We start from the raw sequence: 15,450 nt of genomic DNA on the forward strand, positions 1-15,450 counted from the left end.
CGATGCCGGCAAGCTGCTGGTCAACGGCAACCAGTCGATTGCAACCGGACTGACGACGGTTGGTTCTGGTGCCGTGCCCGGCGGCAGCGGCACGATCGGCGGCAGCGTCGTCGTGAACGACCGCGGCACGCTGGCGCCCGGCAACAGCCCGGGAACGTTGACGATCAATGGCAATCTGTCGCTCGCTGCCGCTTCCTTCCTCGATTTCGAATTCGGCCAGGCCAATGTCGCCGGTGGCGCGCTCAACGATCTTGTCGATGTCGGTGGCAACCTGGTGCTCGACGCCACGCTCAACGTTTCCGTCCCCTCCGGCGGCAGCTTCGGCGCCGGCATCTACCGGGTCTTCAACTGCGGCGGCACGCTGACCAACATTGGTCTACAAAGCGCTCGCCTGTCACGACCGCTTTGTCAGGACATACCCTTTCCGAGGCCACGTTCGCAGTTGTCTCCGCTAACGCGGCCAGATCCTTAGCCGGAAGCGGGGATGGCCCGGGGCTTCATCGTGGCCCTCGGGGTGCTCGAGTTTTCCAGTGCCGAAAGTGCCGCGGCGTCCCATTGGGAGAGGATATGTTCGGCGTCGTAGCGTCTGACATTGGCTTCGGCGTTGGCCGCGAGACGGGCGCGCAGGGTCTCGTCGCCCATCAGGTTGGAGAGGGCTTCGGCCAGGGCGTTGATGTCGCCGTTTTCGACGAGAATGCCGTCGTCGCCGTTGGCAATCATGTCGGTCGGGCCCCATTCGCAGGCGAAGGAGACGACGGGGAGGCCTGCGGCCATCGCTTCAAGCAGGGCGATGCCCCAGCCTTCGTAGCGGGATGACAGGACGAAGAGGTCGGCGGTTTCGACCCAGAGACCGGGTTTCGCGGTGACGCCGGGCATTTCCACCCGGTCGGCCAATCCGAGCGCGTTGCGCTGGGCTTCCAGCGCTTTTCTCGCCTCGCCTTCGCCCCAGATGACGAGCTTCCATTCGGGGTGGTCGCTGGCCACCTTTGCGAAGGCTTCGAGCAGCAGATCGAAGCCCTTTTGCTCAGTCAGGCGCCCGACGGCGGTGAGCACATTGTTGCCGCGCTTCTTTTGCCAGCCGTCGGGCAGATTGATCGCATTGGCGATCACCCGGCTGGAGCGGCGAACATTCGGCGGGAAATAGTCCAGCGCACCCTTGGTCATCGTCACCAGCGCAAAGGCGCGCGGGTAGAGACGAAGCTGCAGCCATTTCCAGAAGGGGCCGAAGGGCTGCACCGCCGGGTTGTTGCGCTCGGACACGATCACCGGAAGCCTGAGGCCTCGTGTTGCGAGCAGCGTCAACACGTTCGTGCGCGTCAGGAAGCTCAGCACGAAGTCGGGACGGGTGCGGCTGATCGTCGAGCGCAGTCGGTAGAGCCGCCTTGCCACCAGCCAGGCGGCCCGCAGCTTGCCAGCCTTCTGAACCGGCACGTCGAGTCGCTCGATGGTGACGCGCGGATCGAGCCTGTAATAGGGTTCGGAGGTCGGCGCTTCGAGTGTAATGACCGTGACGGTGCAGCCGAGGCGGGCCCAGTGGCTGGCAACGAGACTGACGACGTGCTCGGTGCCGCCGGCGCCGAGTGCAGAAACAATGATGGTTATGCGCGCGCCAGCGATGCCGGCGGCTCCGACGATGTCGGCACCTGTATCTTGATCCAATTTGGATTGCCCCTCGCTCTCCGCTTGCTATTATTAACAACTCCTTAAATTCGCGCAATGGGACTTTCGCAGTGTGGTAAACGCGCTGGCGAACAGCCGATCGCGGCTGGCCGGCGCGCAGTTCGCATGTCCCATCGGCAAGGCAAGACCAGACGTTGGAGGGCCTCAGCCCGTGCAATGGGCGCCGAGGACGGGGCGGGTTGAAGCGGCGCGCGGGGGACGGTGTCGTCTCTGGGAATACCGGGCGGCTGGTGCTCGCAGGGCTACCGTGCGCGCAAAAAAATGCCCGCGGAAGGCGGGCAGTTTTGGAGTGGGCGCATACGCTCAAACATGTTGCGCCTCGCTCCAAGGTGGCCGTCAGAGGTCAAGGATCCGTAAATGCGCGATAGCTAAAAATAGCGAATGGCAGCGGCCCGTCGTCCCCGCCAGCCGCCGCCGTCCGGATTCCAGCGGAGAACCGGTGGCTGGGGTCGATTTTTTGTCCGGGGACATCAGCCGTAGCATCGGCCGGATATTGCCACCGGGCGTGGTGGCGCGGAAGCGGCAGAGACGGGTCGCCGTTCGCCGATGCCGTGATACAGGGGGTCTGGCAAGCCTTTGCTTTTCCGTATTTGTTTCGCTCATAGCCCGCGCCGATGCCTGCGTCCGCCGTCCGCAAGGCGTCGATGTTCGCCAGAGCAGGGCGAAAGTGGCGGCACAACCATGGCGGAATCTCTAAGAAAGGAATTGTTAATTTAAGCAATGAATAATGAAAAAGGGGGTTGAAGATCGCCGCCTTTTCGCCCAAAGGAAGCCCCAGGCGGCTGGACCGCTATTCGAAAGGACGTTTATGCGAATCAAAACCGCATGTGCCGGCGTAGGCCGCACCGCCGTTTCGGGTTTCAAGTTTCTCGTACCGACGACATCAGTTCTAAGCCTCCTGCTTCTGTCCGCCGGCTGCTCGTCGACGGTCGTCAGCGAAACGCCGCTGTTTGCATCGGGCCATTCGAGTGCCTATGCGAGCCCTTCGATCAAGGTCCGCAAGGAAGAGAAGCAGCTGAAGATCGCCGAGGCGGATGAAGACATCGTCGAGCCGGCACCGACGCGCAGGCGCACGGCAACCTACCTCGGCCGCGCGCCCTATATCTGCTCGCCGAGCGGCTTCGGGCGCACGTCGCACTGTTTCCTCAGAGCCTCGCTCTAACAGTCTGTCGCGTTCTGGAAGGCAGGCGCAATCGATCATGGAGACGGGGCGGTTGCCAGCCTTGGCGGCGGCCTTTTTGCCATCCGGGCATGACGCCCACGGCCTCGCGATCGCACCGGCTTCCAGCGCGCAGCAAGCCATGTCTGGTTTTATGCGGTGCCAGATGTGGCACGCCGGAGAAAATCGTTGCCTATTGCTGTCCCAAGATCGGTCCTCGGTGCCGGCGCGCTGGCGCTTCTGGCGGTTGCCGGAGTCACGCCGGGCCGCGCGCAGGATCCCGTAGACGGTATCGACCGGTCGCTGACGACCGCCGCCATCACGCCTGAGGCAAGGGAGCGGGAAACACGCACGGTCGAAATCGGTGTTTACGATCCGCAAGATGCGGTCGCATCCAGCGACGCGCTGACACTCGAGCATGTCTTCGTCTACTGGCAGAAGCCGGATCGGGCGCAGCTGAATCGGAAGTTCGCAAATGCCGCGCGACAGGGGCGGGCGCTGATGCTTTCAGTCGAGCCCTATACCCATGCCGCCGACTGGCGCGCCGGCGGCAACCGGCTGTTTGCCGATATCGGCAAGGGCCGCTTCGATCGCGAGATTACCGATATTTGCACGCGCGCCGCCGACTTCCGCGGGCGGGTCTACGTTCGCTGGGGCCATGAGATGGAAGAGCCCGGCGAGCGCTATCCCTGGGCGCGGCGCGACAGCGAAGGCTACAAGACGGCGTTCCGCTACTTCGTCAGCAAGTGCCGGGAACTCGCGCCGGCCGCCCGCTACGTCTGGTCGCCGAAGGGCCATCGCAATCTCGCGGCCTATTATCCGGGCGACGACGTCGTCGATGCGATCGGCATCCCTGTCTGGGGACTGCAGAAGATGGACGTCGACTATTGGGGTCGCGAGCGTCGCTTCGGCGAAGCGCTCAAGGAAAAGTACCAGCGCGTTTCGCGTTACGGCAAGCCCGTGATCGTTGCCGAACTCGGGGTCTCCGGCTCGGCCGATTACAAGCGTGCATGGTATGCCGAAATCCTGGATCAGCAGACCTACCGCCAGGCCTTCCCGCTTCTGACGACCGTCGTCTTCTTCAACGACAAGGAGCCGTACAAGTGGCCGCTCGGTTACGGAGCGCCGGACTGGCGGCTCGACAAGGCGGCGCTCAAGGCGCTTGCCGACCGTGGACCGAAGGAAGCGGCCGAACTCGCCGACTGATCGCCGCGCGTGGCATGAAATCTTGCTGATCGCAGCTGAGATGCTTTCGGTCGGGGCGATGCGCCGATCGTCCTTCGGCGCATCGTGAAAGCTTCAAACTCCGAGCCCTTGATATCCCGGATCACCTTTGCGGTTCCGGATCATCCCGGTCGCCCGGATCAGGCCAGCAACAGGCCCGATTCCCGGGCGGCTGCGGCAAAGCAGCGGCTCGCCCGGTCCGTACTCGTCAATCCATCCAGCGCATCCAGGCAGCGCCTGAGGGCTGCGCGATATTCCCGGCCACGACGGCCCGGCCACTGCCTGAGCAGTTCCACGGCTTCGAACACCGTTCTGACCACGGTCTGCCGTCGTGCCGAAAGTTTCAGGGGGATGGGAGTGGGAAAGAGTTTCTCGCTCATTGCATTCCTCGTTCACAGTCTTTTCGAGCGAGAGGGCAACGCGAGAGCAGCGGGATGGTTCCATGTTGTCGACCGATTTTATTCGCGCTGACGGCAGGCGAGTTCTCTCCGGCTTTGCGAACCTGATCTTTTGGTTGCGTCGCTTTTGCCGACGGCGGACGAAGGGAGGTGCGGCGGGGAGCTCCATCGAGCTCGGACCGATGTTGAAAAGCTTTGAAAATCCAGGCCCGGCGCAGGTGGCGGCACTAGAGTTCCAGCGCTGCCTTGAGGTCGGTCGACTTCAGAACGCGCAGGTCGAGGTCGGCTTCGATATGGTCGATGTGGTGGACCATCAGCCGCGCCGCCGCGTCGATGTCGCCCCGCTCGATCGCGTTGACGATCTCGTCGTGTTCGCTGTGGCCGCAGCTCGAAACGGTCGATTGTCCGTAAAGCGCGATGACCAGCGAGGAGCGGGCGACGAGCTCGTCCATGAAGCGGCGCAGAATGGTGTTGCCCGAGAGGTCGGCAAGCGCCAGGTGGAAATCGCCCGATGCCTTGATTTCCGCACGACGGGCCGATTGACCGCGCTGTTCGGTCAGTTGGCGCTCGGCTGCCAGCATGCGCCTGAGTTCGGAAAGCTCCGCCTTGCCGATCTGGGCGGCGGCGGCGCGCACGACGCCGGGCTCGATCAGCCGGCGGGTCGCAAAGATCTGGCGCGCCTCGTCGATCGAAGGGTGCGCAACGAAGGCGCCGCGGTTCTTCTCGACGTTGACGAGGCCCTCATAGGACAGCGCCTGCAGGGCGGCGCGCACCAGCGTTCGGCTGACGTTGAAGAGTTCGCCGACGTCGCTTTCCGAAAGCTTCGTGCCAGGCGCAAGCCGCCGCTCGACGATCGCATCGCGCAATGTATCGCGGATGTGCTGACTGCCGGTGTCGGTGGTCGGGTCTGTGGCCAGGTCGGCCTGATGGGGCGTGGTGGTCAAGGACATGAATCGATCCGCGAAGCAACGCGCCATCTTATCGTCGGACGAAGCGAAGGGAAACGACAATCTGACGCGCAAAGGTTGCGCGGGATCGTCAAGTCAAACGAGGCTACTTGTCGAGCTCCGGATAGACCCGGTCGAGGAAGCCCGGCCGCAATTTCTCGCCGATCAGGCAATCGGGCGCCGGGAAGGCATCGACATAGCGTATGGTCGGCGGCGGTGGCAGGCCGCTGACTTCGAGCACCAGTTTCTGGCGGATCGCGATGGAGAAATCTTCGGGCTCGTGCACCGGCAGCACGAAGGAGCCGGGGCCGCCGATGACACATTCGGCATAATATTGGTCAAGCGGGCCGGTCGAAACCGACGGGCGGACGAGGATGGCAAGCCCGTTGATGGTGATGCCGCGCGTGATCGCGATCTCGCGGGCTGGAAGCACCGGCGGGCCGATGTTGTTCGGCCCGTCGCCGGAGATGTCGATGACCCTTCGCACGCCGCTGAACGCGTTGGAATCGATCAGCGCCGTGCCATAGGTGATGGCGTTGGAGATGGAGGTGCCGCGGCGTGTGCCGACCGGCCGCGCTTCGATCAGCTTGGCGAAGGCGTCGGCGTCGGCGGCATTGTCGATGACCTTCCAGGCGACAACGGAGGACTCGTTCACCGTTCCGGCCCATTCGAAATAGCCGATGGCGATCTTGCCCAGCTGGCCGCTTTCGACCGCATCAAGGAAGTCGCGATGCCGGAGTGCCTCGACATAGCCGGCCCTCTGGATGCGGGCCTCGTCGAGATCCATCGAGCCGGACATGTCGACCGCCAGGATCAGTTCGACGTCGACATTCGTCGCCTCGGCGGTCGATGGGCTCGGGCCACCACTCAATGAAAGGAGTAACGCCAACACGCTCAACATCGCTTCAACCAGTCATTGCGCGCGGTCAGATTAGAAGACTGTAACACAAGATTGGATTTCGGCGACCGTTTGGGTGTAGTTGGCCTTCACTAAAGAGTGATTTTGCCGGGTCCTGCATGAGGCCGGAGGTCGGACAGGAAAGGCGAAATGCCGCAGCGTACGGAAAATACTGAGCGATTTCAGATCGATCGATTGCAGCAGGCGGCGTTCGGGTATTTCCTCGAACATTCGGATCCGGTCACCGGACTGATCGCCGACACCGCGTTGCCGGGCGCGCCGGCGAGCATCGCTGCGACCGGCTTCGGCCTTTCCTGCTATCCCATCGGCGTCGAGCGCGGCTGGCTTTCGCGCAGCGACGCGGCGCGGCGGGTGGCGACGACCCTGCGCTTCCTTGTCCAAAGCCCGCAGTCCCGCCACCGGCAGGCGACCGGCTATCGCGGCTTCTACCATCACTTCCTCGACATGCGGACCGGTGAGCGCACCTGGCAGAGCGAGCTTTCGACCGTCGATACGGCGCTGCTGATCGCCGGCTGCCTGACCGCCTCTGCATATTTTTACGGTAGGGATGCGGACGAATGCGAGATCCGCGCGCTTGCCGATCGGCTCTATGCGCGGGTGGACTGGCGCTGGGCGCTCAATCGGGGCGACACGCTGACGATGGGCTGGCGGCCGCCGGGGCGGTTCTTGAAGCATCGCTGGCGGGGTTACAGCGAAGCGCTGCTGCTCTATGTGCTGGCACTCGGCGCGCCCGACCATTCGATCGAACCGGAGCACTATGCGGCCTTTGCCGAGGGCCATGACTGGATTCCGGTCGACGGCCGGCCGCATCTGCATGCGGCCCCACTCTTCATCCATCTCTTTCCGCAGGCCTGGCTCGATCTACGCGGGCTTTCCGACCGGCCGATGCGAGAGCGGGGGACGGACTATTTCGAGAATACCCGACGCGCCATCGCCTTGCAGCGGGACCATGCGCGCTCCAATCCCGGCGGTTTCGCCGGATATGGCGAGGACCTGTGGGGCCTGAGCGCCTGCCATGCGCCCCGCGGCCGGCTGCGGCTTGCGGATGGGCGCCAGCAGCGGCTTTTCGGCTATGTGAACCGCGGCGCACCCTACGGCCTTGATGACGGCACGCTCGTGCCCTGGGCGCCGCTTGCCTGCCTGCCGTTCGAGCCGGATGCGGCGCAGGCCTCCCTCGTGCATATGGCAGACAGTTATTCGGGACTTTTGAGCGAAGGGCGCTTTCCCGGCGGCTTTAACCCGAGCCTGGCCGCCGGCGTAGGCCCGGAGGGCTGGATCGATGCGCGGGTCGTCGGTCTTGACCAGGGCCTCGTTGTCATGATGATCGAGAACTGGCAAAGCGGCCTTAGCTGGGCGCTGATGCGCAGCATGCCGGCGATCCGCCTCGGCCTTGAACGGGCGGGCTTCGACGGTGGCTGGCTGCAGGAGGGGGAAGGCGCGTGTGGTAATCCGCCCGCATCCCGCGCCAGAGGATGAGAATGGACGACGGAGACGGCATGCGCTTGAACGACCACCGGCCGACAGCGGAGACCGCGGCGTTTGCGCCGCAGGCGCTGGCCGTCGCCGACCATCTGCGTACCCAGTTTCCCGAGGCTGCCGTCTCGCTCGGGCCGGCGGCCAGTGATTTCAGCGCGCCGGGCGACTTCTGGGCTGCGGGCAGCGCTGGCCTTGAGGCGGGGCTCGCCTATCAGGATTTCTTCGGGGTCGGCATGACCGACCGGATCCGGGCGGCGCATCTGATCGCCTTCTATAGCCGCCAGCTGAGCGTGGTCCTTGGCGCGTTCCATCTCGGCGCCGGGTTGCAGGCGGAGGTGGCCGGCATTCGTTTCGAGGATTGGACGCGGCTTCACCGTGGCGTCGAGGTCGCGGGCAAGCGCTATCATTTTCGCCTGCATCCGCCGGCCACGGAGCGCCAGGGTGGCGAAGGCGTCAGCGCATTCGAACAGGGCTTCATCGCCCATCTGGCACCCGTCGTTGCGGTTCTGAAAGCGCGAGCAGGGCTGTCGAGCGGGGCGCAATGGCGGCTCGCGGCCGATGCCCTGGCCGGCGCGTTCCTGGAAATCGGCCGCGCGATCGGCGACGAGGCGCGCGGCATGGCCGAGGCGCTGGCGATCGTCAAACGACCGGGTTCGCGGCTCTACTCAGAGGAGCTCTGCTACGAGCAGATCGCGGCTCTCGATCCGGCAAGCGGCGCTGAGCTGTCGCGCCAGTATCGGATCCGTTGCGGCTGCTGTCTCTACTTCAAGACGGAAGGGGGCAGGTTCTGCGACACTTGCGTGCTGCTGGAGCCGGAAGATCGCCGCGCGCGGCTGGCGGCGCATCTCATGCAAAACGGCGGGACCTGAACCCCGCCGTCGCTTTGCTGACGATCTGTGATCAGTGATCACTGTGCCTTGACGAAGCGCTCGTTGATGAAGCCGGAGACGACGCCGAGCACGATCCAGAAGGCAAGCGTGGTGGCGAGTGCGGCAACCGCAAACTCGGCGCCGAGCACGGCCGGAACGTTGCTGGTGATATCGAGCGGCTGCGGCGCCCCGTAGACATGGGGTGCTGCGATCAGCACCAGGCCTGCGACCTTGGAGACGATCTCCTCGCGCAGGACGACGAGATAGAGGCCGACGGCGGAGAGCGCCACGGTCACCAGCCACCAGGTCTGGCGGTCGCCGAGTTCGGCTGCCGGAAAGCCCGGCAGTTCCGGCGGCAGACCGATCGCCGGCAGCATGTGCACCGCAAGCCAGCCGCAGGCGCCCCACAGCGCGCCGTTCCTGAGCGTGATCGGGTAGCCGATCACCAGGCTGACGCCGGCGAGCAGCAGGCCGAAGCCGGAACCTGTGACGAGGTTCGCCATCAGCGTGCCGGAGAAGCGGCTCATGCCGAACATGATGCCGCCTTCCTCATGCTCGCCCTCATGGGCATAGGCCGGGGTGATCGGCGACAAAGCGTCGAGAAAGGCGCCGAACGGCGACACGGCTTTGAGCGACGAATGCTGGTCGTGGTTTTCTGCGGCCGGCTGTGCCGCACCCGGCTGGGCGGCGGGCTGTTCGGTAGCGGCCGGTGCCTCGCCTTCGAATTCTTCTGCATGCAGGATCAGCGGTGTGACGCGCAGTTCCTGGGCGCCGGTCATGAAGACACCGGCAATCAATCCAGCCACGATCGCGGCCAGAAGCGTTCTGACAATCATCTTGAAATCCCTCGATAACGACAAAAGCCACGCCCTGTGGCGTGGTCCTTGAGCCTTCCCATTTTCCCTATGCTGCGGATGGCCTTCGCGCGCCGGAAAAACCGGGATGCACGCAGGCCTCCATCCGGCTCGGGCCGGATGCGTTCAGGTCCGCAGATTGTTCGATGCGGAACGTTGGTCACGTTCCGGCGCATCGGTCAGTGGCAGGGAAAGCCGTAGGAGTGGCGGGTGTCGTGCGCCGTGTCGTGCAGCACTGCCGAGTTGGCAAGGCCGGCGCCAAAGACGAGGAATGCGCCGATGAAGAGCGCAATGACGCCAGCGGTCAGACGATCGCTGAGGGAGAGCGGGGTGCTCGAAATGGTAGACGTAGCCATGACAACCTCCGTGATGGCATCGGGAAATTCCCGGTTGGGCCCTATGCCCGTATCGAGTGGCAGGTTTCCTGGCTCACGGCGTTGGGCTCGATGCCCTCGATCTGCCTCGCCTTCCCAGCTCGGCCGCCCTCTCGCGGTCTTGCCAGTGGCTTCTTCCGGATCGCCCCGGAACGGTGGATCGACGTCGCTCTACAGTCGCGGGGTCGGCCGTGATTTGAATGCCCAGCTTGGGTCCATCCGTCACATTCCCGTTTACTCCCGAAACACGTTCGCGTCCCGGGAACCAATCGATCCCAGATGATTAGGATTGTGTCATGGAGTTGTCAATTGAGTGCGCGCCGCCGCGCGGTCCATCCGCGACAAAATCCTTGATGGTCATGCGTTTGTAGGCTTCGACGAGCTGGTCACCCTCGGCCCGGTCGACCGAGACTGCAAGTCGCATGGTGCAGTCGCCGAGATGCATGATCAGGAAGGCGGCGCTGTCGATCTCTTCGCGCGGCGTCTCCGGCACAAGGCGGGCCCAGACATCGGCAAGCAGCTTTCCGCCGGCGCGGCTTTGCGCAAGATCGATCTCGCGCAGCGCCTTGTCGGCCTGCATCGCCGACCAGATGTCGCGCATGACCGGCTCGGCGAGGAACATGTCGTAGTAGATGTCGAACAGCAGCGAGAAGGCGTCGCGCAGTTCGGCTATCGACGTGACCTTGGCCAGTTCGGCCGCGATGCACTCGTTGCAGACCGCATTGTAGCGCTCGGCCAGCGTGCGCACGATTGCCGCCTTGTCGGGAAAGTACTGATACAGCGAGCCGATCGAAATCCCCGCCTTTTCAGCGACTTCGCTCATGCGCATGGCGTCGCTGCCCTTCTCCTGGATGAGCGCCGTCGCGCAGGCAAGGATCTGCTCGACGCGCTCGCGGCTGCGCTTCTGGCTCGGCGTCCGGCGCAGCGCAGGCTCGTCGTCAGCGGGAAGCGTGGCGGGACTTGCATCTGGAATCATGAGTAATGCTCACATTTTGACTTGACTCTTAAAATACGAGGATTTATCACATTTGCAAATGTGAGAGATGCTCATGTTTGTTGGTGGAACCTCAGGAGGAAACGATGTCTCAGAAAGTCACACTGGTTTTGGGCGGTACCGGCAAGACGGGGCGGCGGGTGGCCGATCGCCTTCGGGAGCGGGGCATAGCGGTCCGCATCGGCGCCCGTTCGGCGTCGCCTTCCTTCGATTGGACGGATGAGGCGACCTGGACGCCCGCCCTTGAAAATGTCGATCGCATCTATGTCTGCTACCAGCCCGATCTGGCGGTGCCGGGCGCCGTCGACGTCATCGCCAAGTTCTCGAGTCTTGCCGTTCGCTCCGGCATCAAACGGCTGGTGCTCCTGTCGGGCCGCGGCGAGGACGAGGCGGAAGCCTCCGAGCGTGCGCTGCAGGCTTCCGGCGCCGACTGGACGGTCATCCGGGGCAGCTGGTTCTTCGAGAACTTCGACGAAGGCTTCCTGGCCGACGGCGTGGTGAGTGGTTCGGTCTTCCTGCCGGTGGACGAGGTTACCGAGCCCTTCGTCAGTTGCGACGACATTGCCGACGTGGCGGTTGAGGCCCTTCTGGACGATGCGCATATCGGCAAGGTCTATGCCTTGACCGGCCCGCGCCTGATGACCTTTGCCCAGGCCGTCGCCGAGATCGCCGCGGCCGCCAACCGTCGGATCTCTTATCAGGCCATTCCGGTTTCCGACTTCGCAGCGCATCTCAAGGCGGACGGCGTGCCGGATGACTATGTCGAACTCATCCGCTATCTCTTCACCTCGGTGCTCGACGGACGCAATTCCAGCATGACGTCCGATGTCGAGCGCGTGCTTGGGCGGCGTCCGCGCGACTTTGCCGATTACGCCCGGGAAACCGCAGCAACTGGTGTTTGGAGTCTTGCCGCATGATCCCGCTGATCCCCGCTCTGGCGTTTGCCGCCGCGATCGGTTCCGGCCTGATGGCCGGGCTTTTCTTCATCTTCTCGGTCTGCATCATGCAGGCCCTGTCGCGGCTGCCGCCGGAGCAGGGGATCGCCGCGATGAACGCCATCAATGTCGTGATCCAGAACCCGATCTTCCTCAGCGCCTTCATGGGCACGGCGCTGCTCGCCCTGGCGCTCGTCGTCGTCGCCTTCATCTCGGGGGGCGAGGGCAGGTGGTGGCTTGCCGCCGGTGGCATTGCCTATGTCGTTGGCGTGCTGCTGGTGACCATTGTCTTCAACGTGCCGATGAATGACGCGCTCGCCGCGGCAGCCCCCGGTCAGGCGGCGACCGATCTCTGGCGTGAGCGCTATCTGACCGATTGGGTCTGGTGGAACCACGTGCGCACATGGGCCTCGATCGGCGCGCTGGCGTTTTTCGTTCTCGGTTTCGCCCGCACCTGACGAAAAGCGCCGGCAAGTCGATCCTTGCCGGCGCCTGCACGCGCCTTGACCTTCAAGCACATCCCGCCGTCAGGGCTTCGGAATACGCGCGTCGTATTGCGCTTCAAGGTCGGCAAACTTGCTCCAGAAGGCTGCCGGCTTTTCGCCTTCGAGCAGAGCGCGCAAAATGTCGAGGTGCACGTGCCAGCCGGCGGAGAAGCTGGTCATGACCGCGCGGTCGGCGATGCGCTTATGGGTGACGACGAGCAGCACCTTGTCGCCGCGGGGGCTGAGCTCGAAGCGGACCTCCGACGGGGTGCCGGTCTCTTCGTTCCAGGTATAGGCCAGTAGTCGTGGCGGCTCCCAGGCGAGCACGTGGCCGTAATTGCGCACCTCGCCGGCGTGCTCGGCGTATTTCTGCGGTGGCCGATCGTCCTCCGTCGTCAGTTCCGAATGGCGGAAGACGTGCTCGACCTCGGCCCCTTCCTTCGATCCGATCGTTCCGGACGCCATCCAGAGCCGGCGCTTGCTTTCCTCCGTCAGATAGGACCAGACCCGCTCGATCGGGCCGGGAAGCAGGCGCTCGATGCGCACCGCGTCCGGTGCGACGACACGGCCGTAATCGGCGCCGGCAAAGGCTGTGGCAGACGAAGTCATGGCTTTTCCTCCGGATCAGTTTGGATTGTGGCGTCTTCGGCGAGAAGCAGCGCCTCGAGTGCGTCGATGCGGGTGCGCCAGAAGGCTTCGTAGTGGCGCATCCATTCCATGCCGGCATGCATCGGCGCGGCATCGAGCCGGCACACATGCGTGCGACCTTTCACTTCGCGGCGCACCAGACCTGCTCCTTCCAGCACCTTGATGTGCTTCGATGCCGCGGCCAGCGAGATCGAGAACGGCGCCGCAAGCTCGCCCACCAGTCTTTCGCCCTGCGAAAGGTCCTGGAGCATGGCGCGCCGCGTCGGGTCCGAAAGCGCGTGAAACACGGTATCGAGATGTGCGTTCTGATATTCAACCATATTGTTGAATATCCTCTCGCTCGACCTAATTGTCAACCGTTCGGTTGAATTTAAAAGTATCGCGAAAAGAGACCAGGCCGCGGTGGGTCGTCGTGGAGGCGCCGCCCCTTCCAGGCGGCAAGCGCATCGGCAAGATCGTCGGTCGGCACCATCTGGGCAAACTGTTCGCTTTCGACCAGCAGCCCCTCGGCGATCGACATGTTGAGGCCGCGGGTGACGGCGGTGATAATCGAGCGCACTGCAAGCGGGGAGTGGCCCATGATGCGTTTTGCCAGGTCACGGGCGGCCGACATCAGTTCCTCATGAGCGACGACATGGTTGACGAGCCCCAGCTCCAGCGCGCGATCGGCCAAGAAATCCTCGCCTGTCAGCAGCAGTTCAAGCGCGCGCTTGCGGCCGGCGAGCCGCGGCAGGCGCTGGGTGCCGCCGAAGGTCGGCGGCATGCCGAGCTTGATTTCCGGTTTGGCAAAACGCGCCTGGTCGCTTGCAACAGCGAGATGCACCGCTTCGGTGATCTCGCAGCCGCCGCCATAAGCAAGCCCGTTGACGGCAGCGATGACCGGCTTCGGAAAGGCTTCGAGCCGGGCCGTCAGGCCCTGGCCGCGACGGACGAAATCGCGCACGGCCGGGTTTACGCCCTTGGCCACGCTTTCCGAGAACTCATGGATATCGCCGCCGGCGGAAAAGGCGCGGTCGCCGGTGCCGGTGATGATCACGGCGCCGACGCCGTCGTTCGCTTCGATCTGTTCGAGAAGGCTCATGAGCCGGTCGATCAGCTCGTAGTTCAGCGCGTTGAGTTTCTCTGGGCGGTTGAGAGTGAGGAGGGCGATGCCCTCGGAAATCTGCATCAGCACGGTGTTCGACATGGTTGCTCTCCGGCAGGTGTTGACGGGGAGAGGCTAGGTGAGGGAAGATGCCATGTATATTCACTAGTCGGTATACATGAGAGATGGCGAAAGCAGAGAAATCGACCCGGGACCTGATCGTCGCAGCGGCGGAAAAGCTGTTTTATGCCGAGGGCATCCGCGCCGTCAGCGTCGATGCGGTGGCGGAAGCCGCGGGCGTGACCAAACGCACGCTCTACTATCATTTCGACAGCAAGGACGAGCTGATCGCCGCCTATCTCGAAGGCCGCGACCAGCCCAATCTGAAACTCTTCCGCAAGTGGTTCGACGCGGGCGACGGGGACATTGCCGACAAGGTCGAGGCGATCTTCGTCAACCTGGCGCGGGCGGCGCGCCATCCGAAATGGAAGGGCTGTGGCTTCCTGCGCACCTCCGCCGAGCTTGCCAACATGCCCGGTCATCCGGCGATCCGCATCGGTGCCGCCCACAAGAAGAAGTTCGAGGCCTGGATTGCCGAGACCTTTACCGAAGCCGGTGTCGCCGAGCCGGCCGTGCTGGCAAAGCAGATCCTGCTGCTGCTCGACGGCAGTTTCGCGGTCGTGCTGCTGCACCGGGATCCAAGCTACATGGAGGTGGCGGGCAAGGCTGCGGCGACGCTTGTGCGGGTGGCGCTTGCCGGCGCCAACGGAAAGGGGACATCCTGACGCGCTGCAACTTCCGCTTCAAACGGCTGCCATCGGCAGGCAGTATAGGATGCAGTGCCAGGAGCCGAACAACCATTGAGCGCCGGTGTGGCCGCGTTGCGGCTCAACGGAGGAGGAAATCCATGACAGTCAAGCGTATCGTCTCAAACCTCTACGCCCCGGACCCGCAAGTGGCGCGCGCCTTCTACGGCGACCTGCTTGAACTCGACGTGGTGATGGATCACGGCTGGATCCTGACCTTTGCCGCCGAGGGCAAGGCCGCGATGCCACAGGTGAGCATCGCCAGCGAGGGCGGCAACGATACGCCGGTGCCGGTGCTTTCGATCGAGGTGGACGATGTCGACCGGGCCTATCAGCGAGCCAAGGCCGCCGGTGTCGAGATCGTCTACGACATCACCAACGAGCCCTGGGGCGTGCGCCGTTTCTACATGCGCGACCCGTTCGGCAATATCGTCAACATCCTGGCGCACTGAGCAATTCCAGGAAAAGTGCGCAGCGGTTTTCCGTCCGGAATTGCGCCAGCCAAGCGAGCGAATTCCAGGAAAAGTGCGCAGCGGTTTTCCGTCCGGAATTGCGCCAGCCAAGCGAGCGAATTCCAGGAAAAGTGCGCAGCGGTTTT

The 15,450-nt window shown here is 64.0% G+C and carries 20 protein-coding genes and 1 riboswitch; of the genes, 9 read left to right on the forward strand and 11 right to left on the reverse strand.

Translation table 11 applies throughout. From position 1 onward, the window contains the following. Positions 1 to 73: 73 nt before the first annotated feature. Complete coding sequence (locus tag OVA00_RS24990; RefSeq protein ID WP_268089788.1) at positions 74 to 472, forward strand: hypothetical protein; 399 nt, start codon at positions 74 to 76, stop codon at positions 470 to 472. Here OVA00_RS24990 and OVA00_RS24995 read toward each other — a convergent pair. Continuing rightward, entirely contained in the window at positions 469 to 1,659 is a 1,191-nt protein-coding gene (locus OVA00_RS24995; RefSeq protein ID WP_192339248.1) for a glycosyltransferase family 4 protein, read from the reverse strand. The genes OVA00_RS24990 and OVA00_RS24995 overlap by 4 nt on opposite strands. Before the next feature lie 364 nt (positions 1,660 to 2,023). Then, a complete protein-coding gene (locus OVA00_RS25000; RefSeq protein WP_268089789.1) occupies positions 2,024 to 2,446 on the reverse strand; it encodes a hypothetical protein in 423 nt (140 codons plus the stop codon). 42 nt (positions 2,447 to 2,488) lie between these two features. On the opposite strand from OVA00_RS25000, the gene OVA00_RS25005 reads away from it, so the two are divergent. Together OVA00_RS25005 and OVA00_RS25010 are read left to right on the forward strand one after the other, a co-directional pair. Then, complete coding sequence (locus OVA00_RS25005) at positions 2,489 to 2,842, forward strand: hypothetical protein (protein ID WP_034791958.1); 354 nt, start codon at positions 2,489 to 2,491, stop codon at positions 2,840 to 2,842. Between the two features lie 186 nt (positions 2,843 to 3,028). Next, a complete protein-coding gene (locus tag OVA00_RS25010; protein ID WP_268089790.1) occupies positions 3,029 to 4,045 on the forward strand; it encodes a glycoside hydrolase family 26 protein in 1,017 nt (338 codons plus the stop codon). Positions 4,046 to 4,203: 158 nt separating this feature from the next. Here OVA00_RS25010 and OVA00_RS25015 read toward each other — a convergent pair whose 3' ends face one another. The 3 genes from OVA00_RS25015 to OVA00_RS25025 all read right to left on the reverse strand — a co-directional run bounded on the left by OVA00_RS25015 (position 4,204) and on the right by OVA00_RS25025 (position 6,309). Continuing rightward, a complete protein-coding gene (locus OVA00_RS25015) occupies positions 4,204 to 4,443 on the reverse strand; it encodes a DUF982 domain-containing protein (protein ID WP_034791960.1) in 240 nt (79 codons plus the stop codon). A 245-nt stretch (positions 4,444 to 4,688) separates the two neighbouring features. Beyond that, complete coding sequence (locus OVA00_RS25020; protein WP_090294484.1) at positions 4,689 to 5,411, reverse strand: GntR family transcriptional regulator; 723 nt, start codon at positions 5,409 to 5,411, stop codon at positions 4,689 to 4,691. Positions 5,412 to 5,514: 103 nt separating this feature from the next. Beyond that, positions 5,515 to 6,309 (reverse strand): DUF1194 domain-containing protein, encoded by a 795-nt coding sequence (locus OVA00_RS25025; protein ID WP_268089791.1) that lies wholly within the window; start codon positions 6,307 to 6,309, stop codon positions 5,515 to 5,517. Between the two features lie 147 nt (positions 6,310 to 6,456). On the opposite strand from OVA00_RS25025, the gene OVA00_RS25030 reads away from it, so the two are divergent. Together OVA00_RS25030 and OVA00_RS25035 are read left to right on the forward strand one after the other, a co-directional pair. Then, positions 6,457 to 7,803: a glucoamylase family protein gene (locus OVA00_RS25030; protein ID WP_268089792.1), complete on the forward strand. Its 1,347-nt coding sequence runs from the start codon at positions 6,457 to 6,459 to the stop codon at positions 7,801 to 7,803. 20 nt (positions 7,804 to 7,823) lie between these two features. Next, a complete protein-coding gene (locus OVA00_RS25035) occupies positions 7,824 to 8,672 on the forward strand; it encodes a ferric iron reductase (protein WP_268089793.1) in 849 nt (282 codons plus the stop codon). 38 nt (positions 8,673 to 8,710) lie between these two features. Here the strand turns inward: OVA00_RS25035 and OVA00_RS25040 are convergent, their stop codons facing one another. From OVA00_RS25040 to OVA00_RS25050, 3 genes are all read right to left on the reverse strand, one after another. After that, complete coding sequence (locus tag OVA00_RS25040) at positions 8,711 to 9,508, reverse strand: CbtA family protein (protein ID WP_110818702.1); 798 nt, start codon at positions 9,506 to 9,508, stop codon at positions 8,711 to 8,713. Between the two features lie 197 nt (positions 9,509 to 9,705). After that, positions 9,706 to 9,882 (reverse strand): CbtB domain-containing protein, encoded by a 177-nt coding sequence (locus OVA00_RS25045; protein ID WP_034791966.1) that lies wholly within the window; start codon positions 9,880 to 9,882, stop codon positions 9,706 to 9,708. 41 nt (positions 9,883 to 9,923) lie between these two features. Beyond that, positions 9,924 to 10,185, reverse strand: a riboswitch (cobalamin riboswitch). Then, a complete protein-coding gene (locus OVA00_RS25050) occupies positions 10,184 to 10,876 on the reverse strand; it encodes a TetR/AcrR family transcriptional regulator (RefSeq protein ID WP_268089794.1) in 693 nt (230 codons plus the stop codon). It overlaps the preceding riboswitch by 2 nt. Before the next feature lie 104 nt (positions 10,877 to 10,980). Here OVA00_RS25050 and OVA00_RS25055 point away from each other — a divergent pair, with 104 nt between their 5' ends. Together OVA00_RS25055 and OVA00_RS25060 are read left to right on the forward strand one after the other, a co-directional pair. After that, the gene (locus OVA00_RS25055; protein WP_060515857.1) at positions 10,981 to 11,811 is read left to right on the forward strand and encodes an NAD(P)H-binding protein; all 831 of its coding nucleotides are present in this window, start codon (positions 10,981 to 10,983) and stop codon (positions 11,809 to 11,811) included. Next, on the forward strand, positions 11,808 to 12,287 hold the full coding sequence (locus OVA00_RS25060) for an anthrone oxygenase family protein (protein WP_060582594.1): 480 nt from the start codon (positions 11,808 to 11,810) through the stop codon (positions 12,285 to 12,287). Before OVA00_RS25055 ends, OVA00_RS25060 begins: the two co-directional genes overlap by 4 nt. A 69-nt stretch (positions 12,288 to 12,356) precedes the next feature. On the opposite strand, the gene OVA00_RS25065 is transcribed toward OVA00_RS25060, so the two are convergent. From OVA00_RS25065 to OVA00_RS25075, 3 genes are read right to left on the reverse strand one after another with little or no spacing between them, the layout of a single operon-like run. Then, positions 12,357 to 12,923, reverse strand: a complete 567-nt coding sequence (locus OVA00_RS25065) for an SRPBCC family protein (protein ID WP_090294387.1) — start codon at positions 12,921 to 12,923, stop codon at positions 12,357 to 12,359. Further along, on the reverse strand, positions 12,920 to 13,282 hold the full coding sequence (locus OVA00_RS25070; RefSeq protein ID WP_268089795.1) for an ArsR/SmtB family transcription factor: 363 nt from the start codon (positions 13,280 to 13,282) through the stop codon (positions 12,920 to 12,922). The genes OVA00_RS25065 and OVA00_RS25070 overlap by 4 nt, the downstream gene beginning before the upstream one ends. A 50-nt stretch (positions 13,283 to 13,332) precedes the next feature. Continuing rightward, positions 13,333 to 14,148: a crotonase/enoyl-CoA hydratase family protein gene (locus tag OVA00_RS25075; protein ID WP_268089796.1), complete on the reverse strand. Its 816-nt coding sequence runs from the start codon at positions 14,146 to 14,148 to the stop codon at positions 13,333 to 13,335. 83 nt (positions 14,149 to 14,231) lie between these two features. Between OVA00_RS25075 and OVA00_RS25080 the strand changes: the two genes are divergently transcribed. Next, the gene (locus OVA00_RS25080) at positions 14,232 to 14,831 is read left to right on the forward strand and encodes a TetR/AcrR family transcriptional regulator (RefSeq protein WP_127889295.1); all 600 of its coding nucleotides are present in this window, start codon (positions 14,232 to 14,234) and stop codon (positions 14,829 to 14,831) included. Between the two features lie 122 nt (positions 14,832 to 14,953). Then, on the forward strand, positions 14,954 to 15,304 hold the full coding sequence (locus tag OVA00_RS25085; RefSeq protein ID WP_034792008.1) for a VOC family protein: 351 nt from the start codon (positions 14,954 to 14,956) through the stop codon (positions 15,302 to 15,304). Positions 15,305 to 15,450 lie beyond the last annotated feature (146 nt).

It is taken from the genome of Ensifer sp. SL37, from assembly GCF_026672675.1.
GTDB lineage: Bacteria > Pseudomonadota > Alphaproteobacteria > Rhizobiales > Rhizobiaceae > Ensifer > Ensifer adhaerens.

Bases quoted from the DNA above. Each gene is read 5' to 3' on its own strand.
- OVA00_RS25020 (WP_090294484.1), bottom strand. From the start codon at position 5,411: ATGTCCTTGACCACCACGCCCCATCAGGCCGACCTGGCCACAGACCCG.
- OVA00_RS25040 (WP_110818702.1), bottom strand. From the start codon at position 9,508: ATGATTGTCAGAACGCTTCTGGCCGCGATCGTGGCTGGATTGATTGCC.
- OVA00_RS25025 (WP_268089791.1), bottom strand. From the start codon at position 6,309: ATGTTGAGCGTGTTGGCGTTACTCCTTTCATTGAGTGGTGGCCCGAGC.
- OVA00_RS25070 (WP_268089795.1), bottom strand. From the start codon at position 13,282: ATGGTTGAATATCAGAACGCACATCTCGATACCGTGTTTCACGCGCTT.
- OVA00_RS25065 (WP_090294387.1), bottom strand. From the start codon at position 12,923: ATGACTTCGTCTGCCACAGCCTTTGCCGGCGCCGATTACGGCCGTGTC.
- OVA00_RS25035 (WP_268089793.1), top strand. From the start codon at position 7,824: ATGCGCTTGAACGACCACCGGCCGACAGCGGAGACCGCGGCGTTTGCG.
- OVA00_RS25060 (WP_060582594.1), top strand. From the start codon at position 11,808: ATGATCCCGCTGATCCCCGCTCTGGCGTTTGCCGCCGCGATCGGTTCC.
- OVA00_RS25075 (WP_268089796.1), bottom strand. From the start codon at position 14,148: ATGTCGAACACCGTGCTGATGCAGATTTCCGAGGGCATCGCCCTCCTC.
- OVA00_RS25015 (WP_034791960.1), bottom strand. From the start codon at position 4,443: ATGAGCGAGAAACTCTTTCCCACTCCCATCCCCCTGAAACTTTCGGCA.
- OVA00_RS25080 (WP_127889295.1), top strand. From the start codon at position 14,232: ATGGCGAAAGCAGAGAAATCGACCCGGGACCTGATCGTCGCAGCGGCG.
- OVA00_RS25085 (WP_034792008.1), top strand. From the start codon at position 14,954: ATGACAGTCAAGCGTATCGTCTCAAACCTCTACGCCCCGGACCCGCAA.
- OVA00_RS25045 (WP_034791966.1), bottom strand. From the start codon at position 9,882: ATGGCTACGTCTACCATTTCGAGCACCCCGCTCTCCCTCAGCGATCGT.
- OVA00_RS25055 (WP_060515857.1), top strand. From the start codon at position 10,981: ATGTCTCAGAAAGTCACACTGGTTTTGGGCGGTACCGGCAAGACGGGG.
- OVA00_RS25005 (WP_034791958.1), top strand. From the start codon at position 2,489: ATGCGAATCAAAACCGCATGTGCCGGCGTAGGCCGCACCGCCGTTTCG.
- OVA00_RS25030 (WP_268089792.1), top strand. From the start codon at position 6,457: ATGCCGCAGCGTACGGAAAATACTGAGCGATTTCAGATCGATCGATTG.
- OVA00_RS25050 (WP_268089794.1), bottom strand. From the start codon at position 10,876: ATGATTCCAGATGCAAGTCCCGCCACGCTTCCCGCTGACGACGAGCCT.